This is a genomic window from Mesorhizobium sp. C432A (assembly GCF_030323145.1).
Classification (GTDB): domain Bacteria; phylum Pseudomonadota; class Alphaproteobacteria; order Rhizobiales; family Rhizobiaceae; genus Mesorhizobium.
Map to the genome: position 1 here is coordinate 3901001 of NZ_CP100470.1, position 16960 is coordinate 3917960.

Sequence of the window (16960 nt, forward strand, 5' to 3'; positions counted from 1 at the left end):
GACACTAAGAAATGCCAGGACACTAAGAAATGTACGTCATCCGCATGAAGAACTGCGCCTTCTTTGCCCGGCACGGCGTGCTGGATGAGGAAGAGGCGCTTGGCCAGCGTTTTTATGTCGATGCCGAGTTGACGGTCGAGCCCAGCCGCCCACTGGAGGATGATTCCATCGAGGACACCGTCAATTACGGCATCGCCTTCACGGTGATTGAAAAGATCGTCACTGGACATCGCCGTTTCCTGATCGAGGCGCTGGCGCTCGAAGTAGCGAAGGCACTGACTTCACGGTTTCCGCAGATCAGGAAGGCCGAGATCACCGTGCGCAAGCCCAACGCACCGGTGCCCGGCGTGCTCGATTTCGTCGAGGTGACCGTTGTCTGGCCAGAGTAACAATAACACGGTCTATCTCAGCCTTGGCGGCAATCTCGGCGATCCCTCGGCCTCGATGGCCACGGCGCTGCGCCTGCTGGACGCCGACGAGAACACGCGTGTCATCGCCGTCTCCTCGCTCTATCGCACGCCGCCCTGGGGCAAGCTCGACCAGCCGGATTTCCTCAACGCCGCTGCCAAAATCTCGACCGCGTTGGCGCCAAGGGCGCTGCTCGACCTCTGCCTCGACGCCGAGCGCAAGCTGAAGCGGGTGCGCGAGGAGCGCTGGGGTCCGCGCCTGATCGACATCGACATATTGGTGTTCGGCGACCGCATCATCCACGAGACCGGTCTGGAAGTGCCCCATCCCCGGATGCTGGAGCGCGCCTTCGTTCTGGCGCCCTTGGCAGAGATCGCGCCGGATCTGGCGGTGGGCGGCAGGAGCGTGACCGAGCGGCTCAGCGCCGTCGATACGTCAGGCATAGAGCGGCTGGCTTCCGGCCGCGACTGGTGGCTGGGTTAACCGGAGAAGCCGCCGCCATCGAGAAATGCCTGTTCGTCCGCCGTCGTCTCGCGGCCAAGCATCTTGTTCCTGTGCGGAAAGCGGCCGAAACGCTCGATGATGTCGCGATGCTCGATGGCGTATTTCACATACTCCGGCGCCCTGGCGGTGGTGAGCTCGACCGATCTGTCCTGGTCGGCGGGCAGTTCCGAATGTTCGTAGGGCAGGTACAGGAAGACGCGCAGGTTTTCTTCCAGCGCAAGGTCGTGGCCGGCAGCGATCGCCTTGGCGGCAAAATACCGCGCCAGCGGATCGGTGGCGTACATATGGCCTGAGCCGCGAAAGCAGTTGCGCGGAAACTGGTCGAGCAGGATCATCAGCGCCAGCGAACCCTCGGCATGCTCCGACCATGCGTCGCACTCTCGCCGCGCGGCGGCAAAGTGCAGGTCGAGAAACCTGCTGCGGAAATCCGCGTCGAAGGCGTCGTTCTTCTCGAACCACGCGTCTTCGCCGGCCTCGCGCCAGAATTTGGTGACGGCGAGCGCGCGCTCATCCAATGCGGTCATCAGCTTTCCCCCTGATCGGCGGGCTCGGGCTTGTGCAGCACGCCGGCGGTCTCTTCGTTCAGGGCCTGGCCGGGCCGGCGCGGTTGCGTCAGCGGCGTCGGGATCGGCGTGCCGGTATTGCCCCTGAGGAAACGTTGCCCGGCGCGGACGCCTTCGGCCAGCTGCGTCTCCAGTCGGGCATTGTCGCGCCGTCGCACATCCTCGATGACATTGGCGACATCTTCCGGCTCGACGCCCAAAACCTCGAGCGCGGAACCGCCGAAGACGAGGGCCGATTCGAAGGTCTCGCGCAGCTGGAAGTCGACCCCGGCGCGGATGAGCGACAGGGCGGTGCCGCGATCGAAGGCACGCGCCAGGACAGTCAGCAACGGGAACTCCGCCTTGATCAGTTCCGCCATGCGCACCGTGGCGTCCGGCTTGTCGACGCAGATCAGCACGGCGCGCGCGCGGCCTGCACCTGCGGCGCGCAGAATGTCGAGCCGCGTGCCGTCGCCATAATAGACCTTGAAGCCGAAATCGGCGGCCGCCTGGATCATTTCGACATCATTGTCGATGATCGACACATCGATGCCGCGCAACAAAAGCGGCTGGCTGGCGATCTGGCCGAAACGGCCGAAGCCGATGACCAGCACACTGCCGGTAAGGCCGTCGGCGATGTCGACGCCTTCAAGCGACTGCTCGTCGCGCGGCGTCACATATTTGAGCGCAATGATGGCCAGCGGCGTCAGCACCATGGAGATGATGATGATCGCGGTCAGCGTTGCGTTGGCCCGGCTGTCGATGATGCCAACCGCCGCCGCGGCCGAATAGAGGACGAAGGCGAATTCGCCGCCTTGCGCCATGATCACGGCGCGTTCCAGCGCTTCACGATGACCGCTCTTCAGCAAGCGGGCGACGAGGTAGATGCCGAGCGCATTCATCGCCATATAGGCGACGACATAGACGGCGATCAGCCGCCAGTTGTCGGCCACCACATGTAGGTCGAGCGACATGCCGACGGCGAGGAAGAAAAGGCCAAGCAGGATGCCGCGGAATGGCTCGACGTCGGCCTCCAGCTGGTGGCGGAAGGTCGATTCCGACAACAGCACGCCGGCGAGGAAGGCGCCCATCGCCATCGAGAGGCCGGAAAGCTGCATGACCAGCGCCGACCCCAGCACGACCAGAAGGGCTGCCGCCGTCATGACTTCGCGCGCCTTGGCGTCGGCCAGGATGCGGAAGAACGGGTTGAGCAGATAGCGGCCGGCCACCACCAGCCCGACGATGGCGCCAAGACCGATGCCGATTTCGGTCAGCCTTTGCTGCAGGGTCATCTCGCTGCCGCCCGGCGCCAGGAAGGCGACCAGCGCCAGAAGCGGCACGATTGCCAGATCCTCGAGCAGCAGGATGGACACGATGCGCTGGCCCTTGGGGCTGGCCATCTCGCCACGCTCTTCCAGAAGCTGCATGACGATCGCCGTCGAGGTCAGGACAAAGCCGGCGCCGGCAACGAAGGATTGCGCGATCGGAAAGCCGCCGGCGAGACCGACACCGGTGAGCAGCAAGGCGCAGACGCCGACCTGCAGCGCGCCGAGGCCGAAAATCTCGCGGCGCAGGCCCCATAGCCGCGACGGCTGCATCTCCAGCCCGATGATGAACAGGAACATGACCACGCCGAGTTCGGCGACATGCAGGATGGCTTCCGATTCGGAAAAAATGCCAATACCGAACGGGCCGATGACCACGCCCGCGGCGAGATAGCCTAGGATCGAGCCCAGCCCCATGCGTTTGAAGATCGGAACGGCGACGACGCCTGCGGCAAGCAGCGCCACCACCTGAATGAGATCGCTGCCCGATGCTTCCGCTGCCATGCCTCTTGTCCCTGTGTCCGACAGCACTCCTTGCATGCACCGGGAGCGGGAGGCAAGGGCGGGAAGCCTGCCAGGATGGGTAGGGTGCCGTGGCAGCGATTCCCCGGTGGAACAACAGTCTGCGCTTGCCTGTCGGACGGCCGGTATCTATATCTGACAAATGCCTGATTATTCGTCCCGGCCGTCGCCGCTGCCACATATCCCGATGGATGCGCTCAGCGAAGTTCTGCAAGACTTTCGCTTGAGTGGCGTCAACTATGGCCGCTGCGAACTCCGGCACCCATGGAGCATAGACTTTCCGCAACAACAACTGCTTCGTTTTCACTTTGTCGGCCAGGGTCCATGCTGGATTCACACCGAAGCGCAAGGCTGGCAGGAGTTGCGCGATGGCGATCTGGTGCTGCTGCCGCAAGGCATCGCCCATCGGCTGGCGAGTGCGCCGGACGTGGTGGGCGACTCGCTCGAGGGCTGCCAGGTGATCAAGTTGGGCGGCAACGTTTGCGAAGTGATACGGCAGGGAACGGGCGCGACAAGCACCCTTTTCTGCGGCTCCATGTCTCTCGGCTCCTATGCGCTCAATCCGTTGATCACGTTGATGCCGCCTCTCATCAAGGGTTGCGACGTGGCCGGCAATGACCCGATGGTCGGCCCTTTGCTGGCGGCCATGACGGTGGAGGCCGCGCAACCGCAGATGGGCAGCGCCACCATCCTGTCGCGTATGGCGGATTTGCTGACAGCCAGGCTCATACGCTGCTGGGTCAATTGCAACGGCGCCTCGACCATCGGTTGGCTTGCAGCCATCCGCGACCCCCATATAGGGCGCGCTCTGGCGGCCATGCATCGCGATCCCGGCCACAACTGGACGCTGGGAAGCCTGGCCGGCGTGGCAGGCCAATCGCGTTCGATTTTCGCCGAGCGCTTCAGCGCGGTATTGGGTGAGGGCGCCGCACATTATCTCGCCCGCCTGCGCATGCAGCTTGCCCGCGAATTGCTGGGCCAAAACGGCTTGTCTGTTGCCGAAGTCGCTACCCGTTTGGGCTATGATTCCGAGGCGTCCTTCGCCCGCGCGTTCAAGCGCATCACCAATGTCTCGCCAGGCGTTGTGCGCCGCACAATTCCCGGACGAATGGATATGAATTTCGGATTTTAAGGTACATAACATCCGGGCGGACTCGCCTATCTAAGATCTCCAAACTGTGGAGATCTTCCCGTGACTGACACAACATTACAGCTTGAAGACGCCGCCATTGGCCTTGATGCCGATGCACCAGCCGCGTGGAGCGCGGCCACCTGGTTCGCGGTCCTTTCATTGGCGGCCACCAGCTTTGCCCTGGTGTCTGCCGAATTCTTGCCGGCAGGTCTGTTGACGCCGATGGCGCGCGATCTCGGCATCAGCGAGGGAACGGCCGGACAGGTCGTCACCGCCACCGCTTCCGTTGGCGCCGTGACGGCCATGTTGAGCAATGTTCTCATCGGTCGATTGAACCGCAAGGCGGTGCTGGTTGGCCTCATGGCCCTGGCGGTCGGTTCCAATATTCTTGCGGCGCTGGCGCCCAATTTCTGGCTGCTGTTGCTGGGCCGGGCCGGGTTGGGGATCGCTCTTAGCGCTTTCTGGGCACTTTCCGTTGCCGTCGTGGCGCGGCTGGTTGGCGCCAATGCGACAGGTCGCGGCATGGCGATCGTGACCCTCGGCGTCTCGCTCGCCACCATTGCCGCGCCGTCGATGGGTGCGTTGATCAGTGACTGGCTGGGATGGCGCAGCGCCATGGCCATGACGGCGGGGCTGGCCGCGCTTGCCATGCTGCTGCAGCTTCTCAGCCTGCCGACCTTGCCTGCGGCGGCAAGCAACAGCCTTGCAGACGTCTTTCGGCTGACACGGCGGCGTGGCATCCAACTCGGCATGCTTGCCATTGTTCTGCTGATGACCGGGCATTTTGCCGGCTCGGTCTATGTGCGCCCGTTCCTCGAACAGGTGACGCTCCTCACAACCGGGCCGATTGCCCTGGCGCTGCTCGGGTTCGGCATCGCCGCTGTGATCGGCAATATTGCCGGTGGCCGCCTGGCCGACACCAACATCCACATGGCCCTCGCAGTTACCGCCGCGTTGATGGCGTTTGCGGCACTCGCTTTGGTGCTTTGGGGCGCGCAAACCGGCGTTGCCTTCGGCTTTGTTACGCTGTGGGGCTTCGCCTTCGGCATGGCGCCGGTGGTGCTGCCGACCAATATGTCCCGCGCGGCGCCTGATGCGCTGGAAGCAGCAGGCAGCCTGATGGTCACTTCCTTCCAGGTTGCCATCACCGTCGGCGCGGTTGTCGGCGGTTATGTCGTGGACACCTATGGCGCTACTGGGCCTTTGACCCTAACCGCCGTCCTTGCCGCGGCGACGGCCGCACTGGCGCTGCTGCAGCCTCGTGGCTGAAACCTTGCTTCGTCTGACACGGGCGGCCTCAATCAGGCCGTCCGCGCCGTTGCAGCAGCGCTGCACAAGTTTATGCGCCGCACACGTTGCGTTTTGCCGCAATCGGCGGCTATGGGACGCCAGGCTTCGGCCGTTGGAAGGCAGCGACGATCAAGTTCTGCCTTCGTGAGGAGAATGACTGACATGAAGAAGTTTTTGCTCGTCGGCGTGGGTGTCGCCATGCTTGCCGCATCGGCCTGTTCGAAGGCGCCTGAATGCACGCAGGAAATCGCGGCCAAGAAGGCGCAGGAAATGACCGCCGCGCTGCAGGAGGCGATCACCAAGGATCCGTCCAAGGCCGCCGACCTGACCGCCAAGGTGCAGGCTGTGACGACCAAATATCAGGGCGCCACCACGCCGGCCGACGCCTGCAAGGCCTATGACGAGCTGACGGCCGCCATCAAGGGCTGATTCTTCGTTCGGAAATTGAGAAAGGCGGTGGCTCGAGTAGCCGCCGCCTTTTTTTGCTGGTGTTCTTAAAGCGCATCGCGCTGACACGAAGGACGGCCGGCACGCACAGGACCCTGACACGTTGGCCTTGCTGTGGCTTGGGCCGTCGGAGACGCTGACATCGTCGGTTGCGCGCCACATGTCCGATCGCGGCAGAAAGGTGCCGCACCGAGCGGCCCGTGCTTGAGGAGCGCCGACCCGGCCGCAAGGTGGCCTGTCATTTTCCGACATCGAGCTGAGCGGAATCGCTCAGCTATCGCGCAGTGCAACCCCGTTCCGCGCTTTTTGGGGGAACCGCTTGAGAGTCAGTTTTTGGCGATGGAGCCAACTTCGACGGCATCGACGCGCTTGAGGCTCATGCCGATGACCGGCACCAGCTGCTGGTCGACGCGCACGGCGATGGTCACCGTCATCGAATTGTCGTCGGGAATGCGGGCCTGCATGACGCCGCGCAGCTGGTTGCGGTTGATGGTGAAGACGACTTTGCGGGCATCGACCACGTTGCCGCCGATGATGTCCAGGCCCGACCCCGCGGCGCCGCCCATGAAATTGCCCTTGTAGTCGCGGCCCTTGCGCTCGACGGTCGCCGACATTTTCTGGGTGAAGACACCGACGCGGCAGTCGCCATCGAGCGTCATGCCGGTCTTGTTGTCCGGCGTCGAGCCGTCGAAGCTGCAGGTGAACTTCGTGCCCTTGTATTTGCCGGCGATGATTTCGCCCGGGCCGACCCATTTGCCTTCGACGGTGCGGAAGAACTGTTTGTCGGGCTCGGCTGCAAAGGCTTTCCCGGTCGGGCCCAGAGGTGCTGCAAGCGCGACCAGGGGCAGGACGCAGGACAAGATTACGCTTTTCATAGACGACACCCGGCAACAAGGAGGCTGTTGTTGGACGACCATGAACAAGATTGGTTAATGCTTGGTGACCGCGAGAGGGCGTTCACTTGGTCGAGGCGGGTGCTTCATTCTCTTTTCTGGCCGCAAACGAGGTCAGCGCCGACAGGAAATCGCCCATACCCGGCCGCCTGCCGGCAATGAAGGGCAGGGGCCGCGCCGTCTCCATGGCAGCAATGCCGATACGCGCCGTCATCATGCCGTTGACCACGCCTTCGCCGAGTTTCGCCGAAAGCCGTGCGGCAAGGCCATGGCCGACGATCTGCTGGACAAAGCTGTCGCCGACGGCGATCGAGCCGGTCACCGCCAGATGGGCAAGAACGCTGCGCGCCAGCCGGAAAAAGCCCAGCGTGCCCGGCCTGCCGCCGTAGAGTTCGGACAAGCGGCGGATCAGGCGCCCGGCCTCGAACACGACATAGGCAACGTCTACGAGTGCGCGGGGGCTGACGGCGGTGACCAGCGACACGCGTTTGGCTGCTTCGAGGATCATCACCTTGGCTCTCGCATCGAGCGGCCCGAGAATCTCGGCTTCGGCCAGTCGCACCAGATTGCCGCCATCAATGATCTCGCCGCGCAATTCGGCCAGGGAGCGCCTGCCGGCCGCGGTTTCGGGTTTCGCAGCGACAAAGGCCGAAAGCTCTTCGACGACGGCCCTTGCAGCCTTCGGATCGTCGCGCGCCATGGCATCGAGCGCCCGCTTTTGCAGTTTTTCGACCTCGGCCAGCCGGGCGATAGCCAAGAATTCGCGCACCAGCACGACCGCGAGGGCCAACACGGCAATTGCGGCCATTCCCGCTGCCAGCCACCCCAGCCACTCTGCGCGCTCGAACAGGTCGCGGATGAGTTGGTCGGTCCACAGGCCGACGGCGAGCGAAACCAGCACGCCGACCGCGCCGAAAAACAGGCTGGCAAACAGCGAGCGCCTGCGTGGCGCGGTCGCCGGCGGCGGTTCGGCGGCGACAATGTCGGGTTCCTCGAAGACATCGATCTCGGCCGGCACGACGACGGCGCGCGACTTGCGTGCCGGCGGCTCGGCATGGGGGCGGCGCGTTTCCTGCTTCGGTTCGGCCTCCGGCTCGATGCGGAAAGCTGCCGGTCTGCGGGGCGCGGTCATGCCAGATGGTCTCCGATCAGGAACTGCAAGGCGCGGTCGAGCCTGATATGCGGCAGCGACAGCGTGACGCCTTCAGCGGTGCGTTCGAGCTTTGGCGGGCGAAAGCGCACGAAACGGATCGCCGGATCGTCGCTGCTCTGCCGGTGGTCGGCTTCGGAAACGTCGAAAACCGCGTCAATTTTCTCCGGCAAGTCCCCGGGAAATATGGCGGTTTCGGCTTTGCCATCAAAGGTTTCGCCGTTGATCTTCTCGCCCTTCAGCGGCGTGCCGATGATCACCGGCAGGGTTTCGCGGCCTTGCTTGACCGTGCCTTCGCGCGTCGCGCGCACCGCCGCCATGGCGACCACGTCGACATCGGCGCCGGTGAAATTTGCCCGCGCCACGGCGCGGTCGGCAAGCCGCCGCACGATTGCCTGCAGCCGGTCATGGCTTTCGTGATGCAAATGGTCGGCCTTGGTCGCGGCAACCAGGATGCGGTCGATGCGGCGTGAAAACAGGTCGGTGAGGAAATTGCCTCGGCCAGGACGGAAACAGGAGAGGATTTCGGTCACCGCGCGTTCCAGGTCGGCCATCGCGCCGGGGCCGGCGTTCAGCGCCTGCATGGCGTCGATCACCACGATCTGGCGGTCGAGGCGGGTGATGTGTTCGCGGAAGAACGGTTTCACCACATGCGTCTTGTAGGCCTCGTAGCGGCGCTCCATCATCGCTTGCAGCGAGCCGGAGCGCGGCCGTTTCTCACCCTTGAGCAGCAAGGGCGCGAAGGTCAGCGCCGGCGATCCCTCGAGGTCGCCAGGCATCAGGAAACGGCCGGGCGGCAAGGTCGAAAGCGCCCGCTCGTCGAACTTGCAGGCCTTGAGGTAGGCGGCAAAACTCTCGGCGAGGCGCCGCGCCGTCATCTCGTCGGCGTCGGCATTGGGGTCGATCCTCGCCGACAGCGCCCGCCAGTCCTGCGACAGGTCGGCCCGCACCGGCAGCATAGCCATCTCAAAAGCTTCATGCGAAAAATCGGCGAAGGATTTGCCGAGCAGCGGCAGGTCGAGCAGCCATTCGCCGGGGTAGTCGACGATGTCGACCGACAATCGGCCGCTGGAAAACATCCGGTTCCAACCGGAGGCAGACTCATATTCGATGGTGAGCCTGAGTTCCGAAATGGCGCGCGTCGAGTCCGGCCAGACACGGTCGTTGACCAGGGCGGAGATATGGTCCTCGTACTGAAAACGCGGCACGGCATCGTCCGGCTGTTCCTCGAGGAAGGCGCGAGCGATCCGTCCCGACTTCTGCGCCTCGAACAGCGGCAGGCGCCCGCCATGGATGAGATTGTGGACGAGAGCCGAGATGAACACCGTCTTACCGGCCCGGGACAGGCCGGTAACGCCCAGCCGAAGCGACGGCGAAAAAAGCCCGCTCGCACGCCCCGACAGCGTATCCAGGGCAATTCTCGCTTCGTCGGTGAAAGTGGTCAGCGATGATGCCAAAATCTGTTCTCTCAGGCGTGCTCTCTTGCGCCGATATAGGCTTTGCGGTTCAAGTTTGAAATGGCGCCCGGCCTCGGCCGGCTCGGCTCAGAGATCGACGGGCGTCAGGAAGGCTTCGAGGTAGCCCGCGCCTTGCGCAGCCTCGGTGAGGGTGCCGTCGAAGCGCACGACCGCAAGGCCGGAGGTCGGGAAACCATGGTTCATGATGGCCCGAGCAGCCTCGTCGCCGTCGCCCGAGACCGCCATGGCAAGGTCTTCCGTCATCGGATTGTGGCCGATGACCAGCAGCGAGCCGGGGCCGCCATTGCTGCGGATGATGGCGAGGTAGCCGGCGGCATCCTCGCTGTAGAGCGTGTCGAAGAACAGCACCCGGCCGGTATCGGTGTGGCCGGCGATGCCTTCCAGCGTCTGGCGCGCCCGCTTGGCGTTGGAGCAGAGCGTGATATCGGGGATGTAGTTGCGGGCACGCATCGCCGTCCCCATCATTTCGGCATCGGCAATGCCGGATGCGTCGAGCGGGCGATCGAAGTCGCGCACGCCGGGCAGGGCCCAGCCAGCCTTCGCATGCCTCAACAGATACAGTCTGCTCACCGGACCCCCAATGGTGTGCTGCCCACCAATGACACAACTGGATTAGCCACGAGAAAGGCCTGAGGCACAATGGGCGGCGACGCCCAAGCGCAGCGAATCATGTGCGAATTCGCCCGCGCCCTTCCTATGGAAGGCTTTGCTGAGGATCGCCCGCGCGGCATTAACAATTGCGTGAAACGCGCGCGGATTACGCTTGTGCAGCCTTCTCTGCGCGAATATATAGGCGCCAAATTTGGGGTTGTTGGGTGAGTCGAATGAACGATATCGTTACAGCCAATTACGTACCCTCCGAAGACGAGCCGTTCATGAACGAACGGCAGAAATCCTACTTTCGCTTGAAGCTCGTCACCTGGAAGACCGACATACTGCGCGAAGCGCGCGAAACCCTCGAAATCCTGCAGCAGGAAAACGCCAACCACCCCGATCTCGCCGATCGTGCTTCCTCGGAAACCGACCGGGCCATCGAGCTTCGCGCCCGCGACCGCCAGCGCAAGCTCATTTCAAAGATCGATTCGGCGCTGCAGCGCATCGATGAAGGCACTTACGGCTATTGCGAGGAAACCGGCGAGCCGATCGCGCTGAAGCGACTCGACGCGCGTCCGATCGCGACCTTGTCGATCGAAGCGCAGGAGCGCCACGAACGCCGCGAGAAGGTCTATCGCGACGATTGAGCCGCTGCCGTCAGGCAGGACTGTTTCATCAGAAATAGCCGGGTTTCCCGGCCATTTGTGTTTTTAGCGAAGGGTTTAATCGCACGAAGTTAAAGCGCGTCGCGCTGAACGGATTTGTGCGACGCGCTTTAAGCGGCGTTCCGATCGGGAATCGGCAAGATGTGACGGTTCGCCGGGCTTTATCGTTTCTGGCTGGCGAGTTCGCCGAGCAGCTTGGTCATCTCGTCGTCGAGAGACTGCGGTGCCTTCGCAGCCGGCTTGCTTGCCGGTTTGGGGTGCGAATCGTCGAGCGAGACCTCGAGCTCCCGCATCAGGGTATCGTCGATGGACTCATGCTTCGGTGGCGGGGCCTGCCGGGCAGTATTGGCGGCGGAGCCATAGGCCGGCAGCGGTGTCACATTGCTCGCCTGGTAGATTTGAGCCGGTTTCGGCGCCGGCGCGGCCTGGCGCGGCGGAACGGCGGCCGGAGCAGCCCTTACCGGTTGCGGCGGCGGCGCCTGCCTTGCGGGCGTGGCCGGAGCGGGTTGTGCTGCGCGCGGACGCGGCGCCTGTTGCTGCTGGCCAACACCGCCATCGCCGGTCAATGCCGGACGGCGTGGCGCTGCAAGTCTGATATCGCGCTCGACGACAACGTCGGTCGGGCCGCCGATCAAAAGCAGGTGTTCGATGTCGTCGCGACGGATGAGCACCAGCCGGCGGTGGCTGTCGACTGCCGTGGCGTCCATGACCGCCAGCCGTGTCTTGCGGTTCCTGCCGCCGGCAACGAAGGTGCCGAAGGTCAGGTTGCGGATCAGCCTGATGATGATGAGCACGATGACCAGCAGGACAAGGGCAGCAAACGTCCACAGCAGCGCTGCGGCATATCCGGGACCCGCCACATTATCCAGCCACTGCATCGGTGCCCCCAATCGGCTTTTGAAGTGGAGGGACACTAGACCGTTGCGGCCAGCCACCGCAAGTTGCCTTCACGCTTCGTGAACAGCTTGAAAACACCGACGCGTCATTTTTATCCGACATTTGCCGCCAAGGCCTTTTCCGGATTAGGAGAATGTGATTCAACCGGCCGGGGGCGGTGTCGGACAACTCACGAGCAGGGGGCATATGGCCAGGGAAACGCGCGGCGATTTCTATCCGGTACCGATCGTCGATCAGAACACGCGGCCAGGCGCGGTTACCCGGCTCATCGTGTTCATCATCGTCCTGACTGGGGCCGCGATCGTTTTCGGCATTTTCCGCGAGCGTCTTGGCGATCCGTTCCTGCTCGGCATGCTGGGCGTGCTTGCCATGATCGGCGTCGGCTTCCTGTTCGCCACGGCCATCGGCTTCGTGCAGATCGCGCCGCGTTCGACCGGGGACGAACTGTCGAAGGCCTTCGTCGATTCGATGTCGCAGGGCCTGATCGTCACCGACACCAAGGGCCGCGTCGTCTACGCCAACCGGGCCTACGCCGAGATGACCGGTGCCGCGTCGGCCGCCGATCTGAAGACGGTCGAAGGCCTGCTTTCCGATGTCCCCGAAGCTTCGGTGACCATATACCGGCTGGCCTCGGGCTTGCGCGATGGCCAGGCCGGCGACGGTGAGTTCCGGCTGGCACAGTCGATCCGGCCGGGCGCCGAACCCGGCGCGCGCTGGTACCGGGCGCGGGCCCGGACCTTCAGCGTTCCCGGTCAGCGCCTGCCGATGCTTGCCTGGCAGCTTGCCGATATCTCGCAGGAACGGGCCGAGCAGGAGCGTTTCTTCCTCGACTTGCAGAAGGCCATCGACCATCTCGACCATGCGCCGGCCGGTTTCTTCTCGGCCGACCAGGAAGGCCGTGTCACCTACATCAACGCCACGCTCGCCGAATGGCTGGGCATCGATCTGGCGAGCTTCACCCCTGGCGCCGTGACACTCCCGGAAATCGTCGCCGGCGACGGCATGGCGCTGGTGCGCTCGGTCAAGGCCGATCCCGGCACCACCCGCAACGCCGTCATCGATCTCGATCTGACGACGACAACCGGCGAGGCGGTGCCGGTGCGCTTCATGCATCGGGTCTCGGCCAGCCGAGAGGGGACCAACGGTCCGACCCGCACCATTGTGCTCAACCGCACCCAGGGCGAGGACGCATCGGCCGACCTTCGTGCTTCGGAAGTGCGCTTCACCCGTTTCTTCAATTCGACGCCGATGGCCATTGCTGCCGTCGACAATGGCGGCCGCATCCTGCGCACCAACGCGCCGTTCCTGTCGCTGTTTTCCTCCGTCGTCGACGGCGACGCGGTTGACCGCCGCGTGCGGCTGGACACCGTGATCCATGAGCGCGACCGGCCGGCCTTTGCCGCCGCCTTCGAGAAGGCGCGGCTGAGGCAGGCCGACATCGAGCCGATCGACACGCTGCTGCCCGGCAATGAGGAGCGTCACATCCGCTTCTACGTCAACGCCGTCGCCGACGGCACCGGCGAGGGCGCCGACGAATCGGCCATCGTCTATGCCGTCGAGACCACCGAGCAGAAGGCGCTCGAGGGCCAGATGGCGCAGAGCCAGAAGATGCAGGCTGTCGGACAGCTTGCCGGCGGCATCGCCCACGACTTCAACAATGTGCTGACCGCCATCATCATGGCGTCGGATCTTTTGCTGACCAATCACCGTCCGTCGGACCCATCCTTCCCCGACATCATGAACATCAAGCAGAATGCCAACCGGGCGGCCTCGCTGGTGCGGCAGTTGCTCGCCTTCTCGCGCAAGCAGACTTTGCGGCCGGAAGTGCTGAACCTGACCGACGTGCTTGCCGATCTCCGGATGCTGCTTGCCCGCCTGGTCGGCAACGAGATCAAGCTGAAGGTCGACCACGGCCGCGATTTGTGGCCGGTCAAGGTCGATATCGGCCAGTTCGAGCAGGTGGTGGTCAACCTCGCCGTCAACGCGCGCGACGCCATGCCGGCCGGCGGCGACCTCACCGTGCGCACCCGCAACGTCACCGCCGAACAATGCAAGAGCTTCTCCTACCGCGAGCTCACGCCTGCCGACTATGTCGTGGTCGAGGTCGAGGATAGCGGCTCGGGCATTGCCCCGGACGTGCTGAAGAAGATTTTTGAGCCGTTCTTCACCACCAAGGAAGTCGGCAAAGGCACCGGCCTTGGCCTGTCGATGGTCTATGGCATCATCAAGCAGACCGGCGGTTTCATCTTCTGCGATTCCGAAGTCGGCAAGGGCTCGACCTTCCGCATCTTCTTGCCGCGCCATATCGTGGAGGCGAAGAAGCCCGGCGACGTCAGCGAGGCGCCGGCTGCGCCGGTGAAAGCCGCCGACAGCGCCAAGGACCTGTCGGGCTCGGCCACTGTGCTCCTCGTCGAGGACGAAGACGCCGTGCGCATGGGCGGCTCGCGGGCGCTGACCTCGCGCGGCTATACCGTCCATGAGGCCTCCTCGGGCGTCGAGGCGCTGGAAGTCTTCGAGGCGCTCGGCGGCAAAGTCGATATCGTCGTGTCCGACGTGGTGATGCCGGAAATGGACGGACCGACGCTGCTCGGCGAACTGCGCAAGCGCCAGCCCGACATCAAGTTCGTCTTCGTGTCCGGCTATGCCGAAGACGCTTTCGCCAGAAACCTGCCGCCGGACGCGCAATTCGGCTTCCTGCCGAAGCCGTTCTCCCTCAAGCAACTGGCCACCGTGGTCAAGGATGTATTGGAGTCCTAGGGCGCCCTAATTCAAAGCTTGCGCAATGACGTGACACTGCCATGATTGCAGGCGAAACGGGCGGCGGGTTTTGGGGAGCATGTCGTGACGCCGCACAACGAGGCTGCCAGGGGCGACTATGCCGCAACGGTGCTGTTGCCGGGCGATCCGCAACGCGCCGAGTGGATGGCAAAGACATTTCTTGAGGCGCCGCGCTGCGTCAACCGCCGCCGGGGCGCACTCGGCTTCACCGGTCTCTATCGCGGCCGTCCCATCAGCATCCAGGCCACCGGCATCGGTGTCCCGTCCTTCCTGGTCTATGCGCATGAACTCCTGGATGTTCACGGCGTAAAAACGCTGATCCGCACAGGCACCTGCGGCGGCCTGACACCCCGCGTGCCGCTGCGCTCCTTGGTGATCTCGCAGTCGGTGCGCGCCGAAAGCGACCAAAGCGGCCAGGTCTTCGGCCTCTACGATGCTGCCGCCGGGCCCGATCCCGGCCTGTTCGCCCACGCTTTGGCCTGCGCCGCCCAGCTCGGCATCGACCACCAGGCCGGGCTGACCATCTGCAGCGATGTCTTCTACCACCCTGAAGGGCGCGACCGCTTTGCCGAAGCGCAGGCGCTTGGCGCTCTCGCTGTCGATATGGAAACCAGCGCACTCTACCGAATCGCGGCGCATTTCGGCGCCCGCGCGCTGTCGCTGCTGACCGTCGTCGACAACATCGTGACCGGCGAACAGACTGCCTATTCCGAACGTCAGGCGCTGTTCACCGATATGGCGCGGCTCGGGCTCGACGTTGCGGCGGAACGCTAGCTTCCTCAGGCCGCTTCGCGCTTCGGCGTCAGCTCATCCATGTCTGGCCGGTGACCGCGCAGATAAAGCGCGCAGGTGGTACGCAGCATCGACGCGAAGTTGGGAATGGCGCCGTTGATCTCGATCGCCTCGTCATAGAGTTTTGAGATGAACTTCGGCGTCGTCAGGCCCTGGCTGTCGGCAATTTCGTCAAGCAGCGCCCAGAACGTTCCTTCAAGCTGGATACTCGTAGAGTGACCGTCGATGCGGATCGACCGGTTGATCTGTCGATAGCCTTCCGGATCCTGCCCGGCAAAAACCCTGCACATCCTTACCTCCCGATATTGTTGGTTTTGGGCGCAGCGTGTCGCGCCTTCAAGTTGTGGTTGTCCCTGCATGTTCGGCCTTGTGGGCCGAATCGGCAATCGGACTTTCGTCTTTAGGCGCAGGCATAGCAGCGATTGCAAATTTAGCCGTGGTAACCGGCTGCCACCACCTTTCACGCGTGCCGCCCATAATCGCCTCCAACATGCAGCGGCGGAGACTGATTTGGCGAAGGCAATCCATTCCATGATCCGGGTTCTCCAAGAGGCCAGATCCGTCGATTTCTACAGAAACGCTTTCGGGCTCGACGTCGCCGACAGGCTGGATTTCGAGACATTCACGCTGATTTACCTTGCCAACGCCGAAACGGGGTTCGAGCTCGAACTCACCGTGAACAAGGGCCGCACCGAGCCTTATGGGCTTGGCGACGGTTACGGCCATCTGGCGGTCTCGGTGTCCGATCTCGACAGCGAACACGACCGGATCGGCGCGCTCGGCCTCAACCCCAAGAAGATCGTCGAATTCAACCGCGACGGATCGCTGATCGCCCGCTTTTTCTTCATCGAGGACCCCGACGGCTACAAGATCGAGGTTCTGCAGCGTGGAGGGCGCTTCCAGTAGGGGATTATCAGCCGCATTCAGCCGCGCGGCGCCAGCAACGGCGCTGTTCAAGGGCGCAAACAGCAAGCAGGGAGGAACAAATGGTCACGATCTATGACGCGAGGCTCTCACGTCGTGAACTTCTCAAACGCGGCGGCATCGGCGCGTTGCTCGTCATTTCCGGCAGCGCCGTCATCAGCCCTGAAAATGCCTGGGGGCTCGAGACATCGGCGCTCAAGCCCGAAGCCATGGCAACGCTGATCCAGATGGCGCGCGACATCTATCCGCACGATCAGGTGCCCGACAAATACTACGCCATCGCCGTAAAAGGGCATGATGAGCAGGCCGGCAAGGACGCTGCCTACAAGACGATGATCGAAGACGGCATCGCCAACCTCGACAAGAAGTCGGGCGAGGGCGGCTATCGCGGCCTCGGCTGGGAGGAGCAGCGCGTTGCCGTGCTGCAGCAGATCGAGGCGACGCCGTTCTTCCAGTCCATCCGCGGCGGCCTCGTCGTCAGCCTCTACAACCAGCAGGAGGTGTGGCCGATTTTCGGCTACGAGGGCGAATCCTACTCCAAGGGCGGCTACATCGCGCGCGGTTTCGACGACATAGAGTGGCTCTGAGCCCTTCCGTCGTTCTGAAACCCCGCAAACAG

Annotated in this window: 18 protein-coding genes; 10 read left to right on the plus strand and 8 right to left on the minus strand. The window is 63.7% G+C overall.

Features of this window, described 5'->3' with window-relative positions; translation table 11 throughout:
- Nucleotides 1-29 precede the first annotated feature (29 nt).
- Together folB and folK are read left to right on the plus strand one after the other, a co-directional pair.
- Nucleotides 30-389, plus strand: coding sequence for a dihydroneopterin aldolase (gene folB / locus NLY33_RS18850; protein ID WP_023706168.1), 360 nt, complete (start codon nucleotides 30-32; stop codon nucleotides 387-389).
- Nucleotides 373-891, plus strand: coding sequence for a 2-amino-4-hydroxy-6-hydroxymethyldihydropteridine diphosphokinase (gene folK / locus NLY33_RS18855; protein WP_023706169.1), 519 nt, complete (start codon nucleotides 373-375; stop codon nucleotides 889-891). The genes folB and folK overlap by 17 nt, the downstream gene beginning before the upstream one ends.
- On the opposite strand, the gene NLY33_RS18860 is transcribed toward folK, so the two are convergent.
- Both NLY33_RS18860 and NLY33_RS18865 read right to left on the minus strand, forming a co-directional pair.
- The gene (locus NLY33_RS18860; protein ID WP_031196577.1) at nucleotides 888-1436 is read right to left on the minus strand and encodes a DUF924 family protein; all 549 of its coding nucleotides are present in this window, start codon (nucleotides 1434-1436) and stop codon (nucleotides 888-890) included. The two genes, folK and NLY33_RS18860, sit on opposite strands and share 4 nt — an antisense overlap.
- Nucleotides 1436-3283 (minus strand): monovalent cation:proton antiporter-2 (CPA2) family protein, encoded by a 1848-nt coding sequence (locus NLY33_RS18865; RefSeq protein WP_023707483.1) that lies wholly within the window; start codon nucleotides 3281-3283, stop codon nucleotides 1436-1438. The genes NLY33_RS18860 and NLY33_RS18865 overlap by 1 nt, the downstream gene beginning before the upstream one ends.
- 160 nt (nucleotides 3284-3443) lie before the next feature.
- Here NLY33_RS18865 and NLY33_RS18870 point away from each other — a divergent pair, with 160 nt between their 5' ends.
- The 3 genes from NLY33_RS18870 (at nucleotide 3444) to NLY33_RS18880 (ending at nucleotide 6152) form a co-directional block, all read left to right on the plus strand.
- Nucleotides 3444-4433: an AraC family transcriptional regulator gene (locus NLY33_RS18870; RefSeq protein ID WP_023706171.1), complete on the plus strand. Its 990-nt coding sequence runs from the start codon at nucleotides 3444-3446 to the stop codon at nucleotides 4431-4433.
- A gap of 60 nt (nucleotides 4434-4493) precedes the next feature.
- Nucleotides 4494-5702, plus strand: coding sequence for an MFS transporter (locus tag NLY33_RS18875; RefSeq protein ID WP_023688655.1), 1209 nt, complete (start codon nucleotides 4494-4496; stop codon nucleotides 5700-5702).
- A gap of 183 nt (nucleotides 5703-5885) precedes the next feature.
- Nucleotides 5886-6152, plus strand: coding sequence for a hypothetical protein (locus NLY33_RS18880; RefSeq protein WP_023688654.1), 267 nt, complete (start codon nucleotides 5886-5888; stop codon nucleotides 6150-6152).
- A gap of 344 nt (nucleotides 6153-6496) precedes the next feature.
- Here NLY33_RS18880 and NLY33_RS18885 read toward each other — a convergent pair whose 3' ends face one another.
- The 4 genes from NLY33_RS18885 to NLY33_RS18900 form a co-directional block, all read right to left on the minus strand.
- The gene (locus NLY33_RS18885; RefSeq protein WP_023673495.1) at nucleotides 6497-7045 is read right to left on the minus strand and encodes a hypothetical protein; all 549 of its coding nucleotides are present in this window, start codon (nucleotides 7043-7045) and stop codon (nucleotides 6497-6499) included.
- An 82-nt stretch (nucleotides 7046-7127) separates the two neighbouring features.
- Nucleotides 7128-8195 (minus strand): YcjF family protein, encoded by a 1068-nt coding sequence (locus tag NLY33_RS18890; protein ID WP_023706172.1) that lies wholly within the window; start codon nucleotides 8193-8195, stop codon nucleotides 7128-7130.
- Entirely contained in the window at nucleotides 8192-9670 is a 1479-nt protein-coding gene (locus NLY33_RS18895; RefSeq protein WP_023707484.1) for a YcjX family GTP-binding protein, read from the minus strand. Before NLY33_RS18895 ends, NLY33_RS18890 begins: the two co-directional genes overlap by 4 nt.
- An 87-nt stretch (nucleotides 9671-9757) precedes the next feature.
- On the minus strand, nucleotides 9758-10261 hold the full coding sequence (locus NLY33_RS18900; protein WP_023693370.1) for a SixA phosphatase family protein: 504 nt from the start codon (nucleotides 10259-10261) through the stop codon (nucleotides 9758-9760).
- Nucleotides 10262-10515: 254 nt separating this feature from the next.
- On the opposite strand from NLY33_RS18900, the gene dksA reads away from it, so the two are divergent.
- Nucleotides 10516-10932, plus strand: coding sequence for an RNA polymerase-binding protein DksA (dksA, locus tag NLY33_RS18905; RefSeq protein WP_023673491.1), 417 nt, complete (start codon nucleotides 10516-10518; stop codon nucleotides 10930-10932).
- A 179-nt stretch (nucleotides 10933-11111) separates the two neighbouring features.
- Here dksA and NLY33_RS18910 read toward each other — a convergent pair whose 3' ends face one another.
- A complete protein-coding gene (locus NLY33_RS18910; protein ID WP_023706175.1) occupies nucleotides 11112-11828 on the minus strand; it encodes a flagellar biosynthetic protein FliO in 717 nt (238 codons plus the stop codon).
- Nucleotides 11829-12033: 205 nt separating this feature from the next.
- Here NLY33_RS18910 and cckA point away from each other — a divergent pair, with 205 nt between their 5' ends.
- Both cckA and NLY33_RS18920 read left to right on the plus strand, forming a co-directional pair.
- Nucleotides 12034-14604, plus strand: coding sequence for a cell cycle histidine kinase CckA (gene cckA, locus NLY33_RS18915; protein ID WP_023707485.1), 2571 nt, complete (start codon nucleotides 12034-12036; stop codon nucleotides 14602-14604).
- An 84-nt stretch (nucleotides 14605-14688) separates the two neighbouring features.
- Nucleotides 14689-15399 carry a purine-nucleoside phosphorylase gene (locus tag NLY33_RS18920; RefSeq protein ID WP_023706176.1) on the plus strand — a complete coding sequence of 237 codons (711 nt, stop codon included), beginning with the start codon at nucleotides 14689-14691 and terminating at the stop codon, nucleotides 15397-15399.
- 5 nt (nucleotides 15400-15404) lie between these two features.
- On the opposite strand, the gene NLY33_RS18925 is transcribed toward NLY33_RS18920, so the two are convergent.
- On the minus strand, nucleotides 15405-15707 hold the full coding sequence (locus NLY33_RS18925; RefSeq protein WP_023670924.1) for a ribbon-helix-helix domain-containing protein: 303 nt from the start codon (nucleotides 15705-15707) through the stop codon (nucleotides 15405-15407).
- Between the two features lie 220 nt (nucleotides 15708-15927).
- Here NLY33_RS18925 and NLY33_RS18930 point away from each other — a divergent pair, with 220 nt between their 5' ends.
- Nucleotides 15928-16323, plus strand: coding sequence for a VOC family protein (locus NLY33_RS18930; protein WP_023684616.1), 396 nt, complete (start codon nucleotides 15928-15930; stop codon nucleotides 16321-16323).
- Nucleotides 16324-16403: 80 nt separating this feature from the next.
- The gene (locus tag NLY33_RS18935; protein ID WP_023706177.1) at nucleotides 16404-16928 is read left to right on the plus strand and encodes a twin-arginine translocation pathway signal; all 525 of its coding nucleotides are present in this window, start codon (nucleotides 16404-16406) and stop codon (nucleotides 16926-16928) included.
- Nucleotides 16929-16960 lie beyond the last annotated feature (32 nt).

Coding starts and splice junctions, on each gene's coding strand:
- NLY33_RS18865 (WP_023707483.1), bottom strand. CDS start 3,283: ATGGCAGCGGAAGCATCGGGCAGCGATCTCATTCAGGTGGTGGCGCTG.
- NLY33_RS18860 (WP_031196577.1), bottom strand. CDS start 1,436: ATGACCGCATTGGATGAGCGCGCGCTCGCCGTCACCAAATTCTGGCGC.
- NLY33_RS18935 (WP_023706177.1), top strand. CDS start 16,404: ATGGTCACGATCTATGACGCGAGGCTCTCACGTCGTGAACTTCTCAAA.
- dksA (WP_023673491.1), top strand. CDS start 10,516: ATGAACGATATCGTTACAGCCAATTACGTACCCTCCGAAGACGAGCCG.
- NLY33_RS18870 (WP_023706171.1), top strand. CDS start 3,444: ATGCCTGATTATTCGTCCCGGCCGTCGCCGCTGCCACATATCCCGATG.
- NLY33_RS18885 (WP_023673495.1), bottom strand. CDS start 7,045: ATGAAAAGCGTAATCTTGTCCTGCGTCCTGCCCCTGGTCGCGCTTGCA.
- NLY33_RS18925 (WP_023670924.1), bottom strand. CDS start 15,707: ATGTGCAGGGTTTTTGCCGGGCAGGATCCGGAAGGCTATCGACAGATC.
- NLY33_RS18910 (WP_023706175.1), bottom strand. CDS start 11,828: ATGCAGTGGCTGGATAATGTGGCGGGTCCCGGATATGCCGCAGCGCTG.
- folB (WP_023706168.1), top strand. CDS start 30: ATGTACGTCATCCGCATGAAGAACTGCGCCTTCTTTGCCCGGCACGGC.
- cckA (WP_023707485.1), top strand. CDS start 12,034: ATGGCCAGGGAAACGCGCGGCGATTTCTATCCGGTACCGATCGTCGAT.
- NLY33_RS18880 (WP_023688654.1), top strand. CDS start 5,886: ATGAAGAAGTTTTTGCTCGTCGGCGTGGGTGTCGCCATGCTTGCCGCA.
- NLY33_RS18890 (WP_023706172.1), bottom strand. CDS start 8,195: ATGACCGCGCCCCGCAGACCGGCAGCTTTCCGCATCGAGCCGGAGGCC.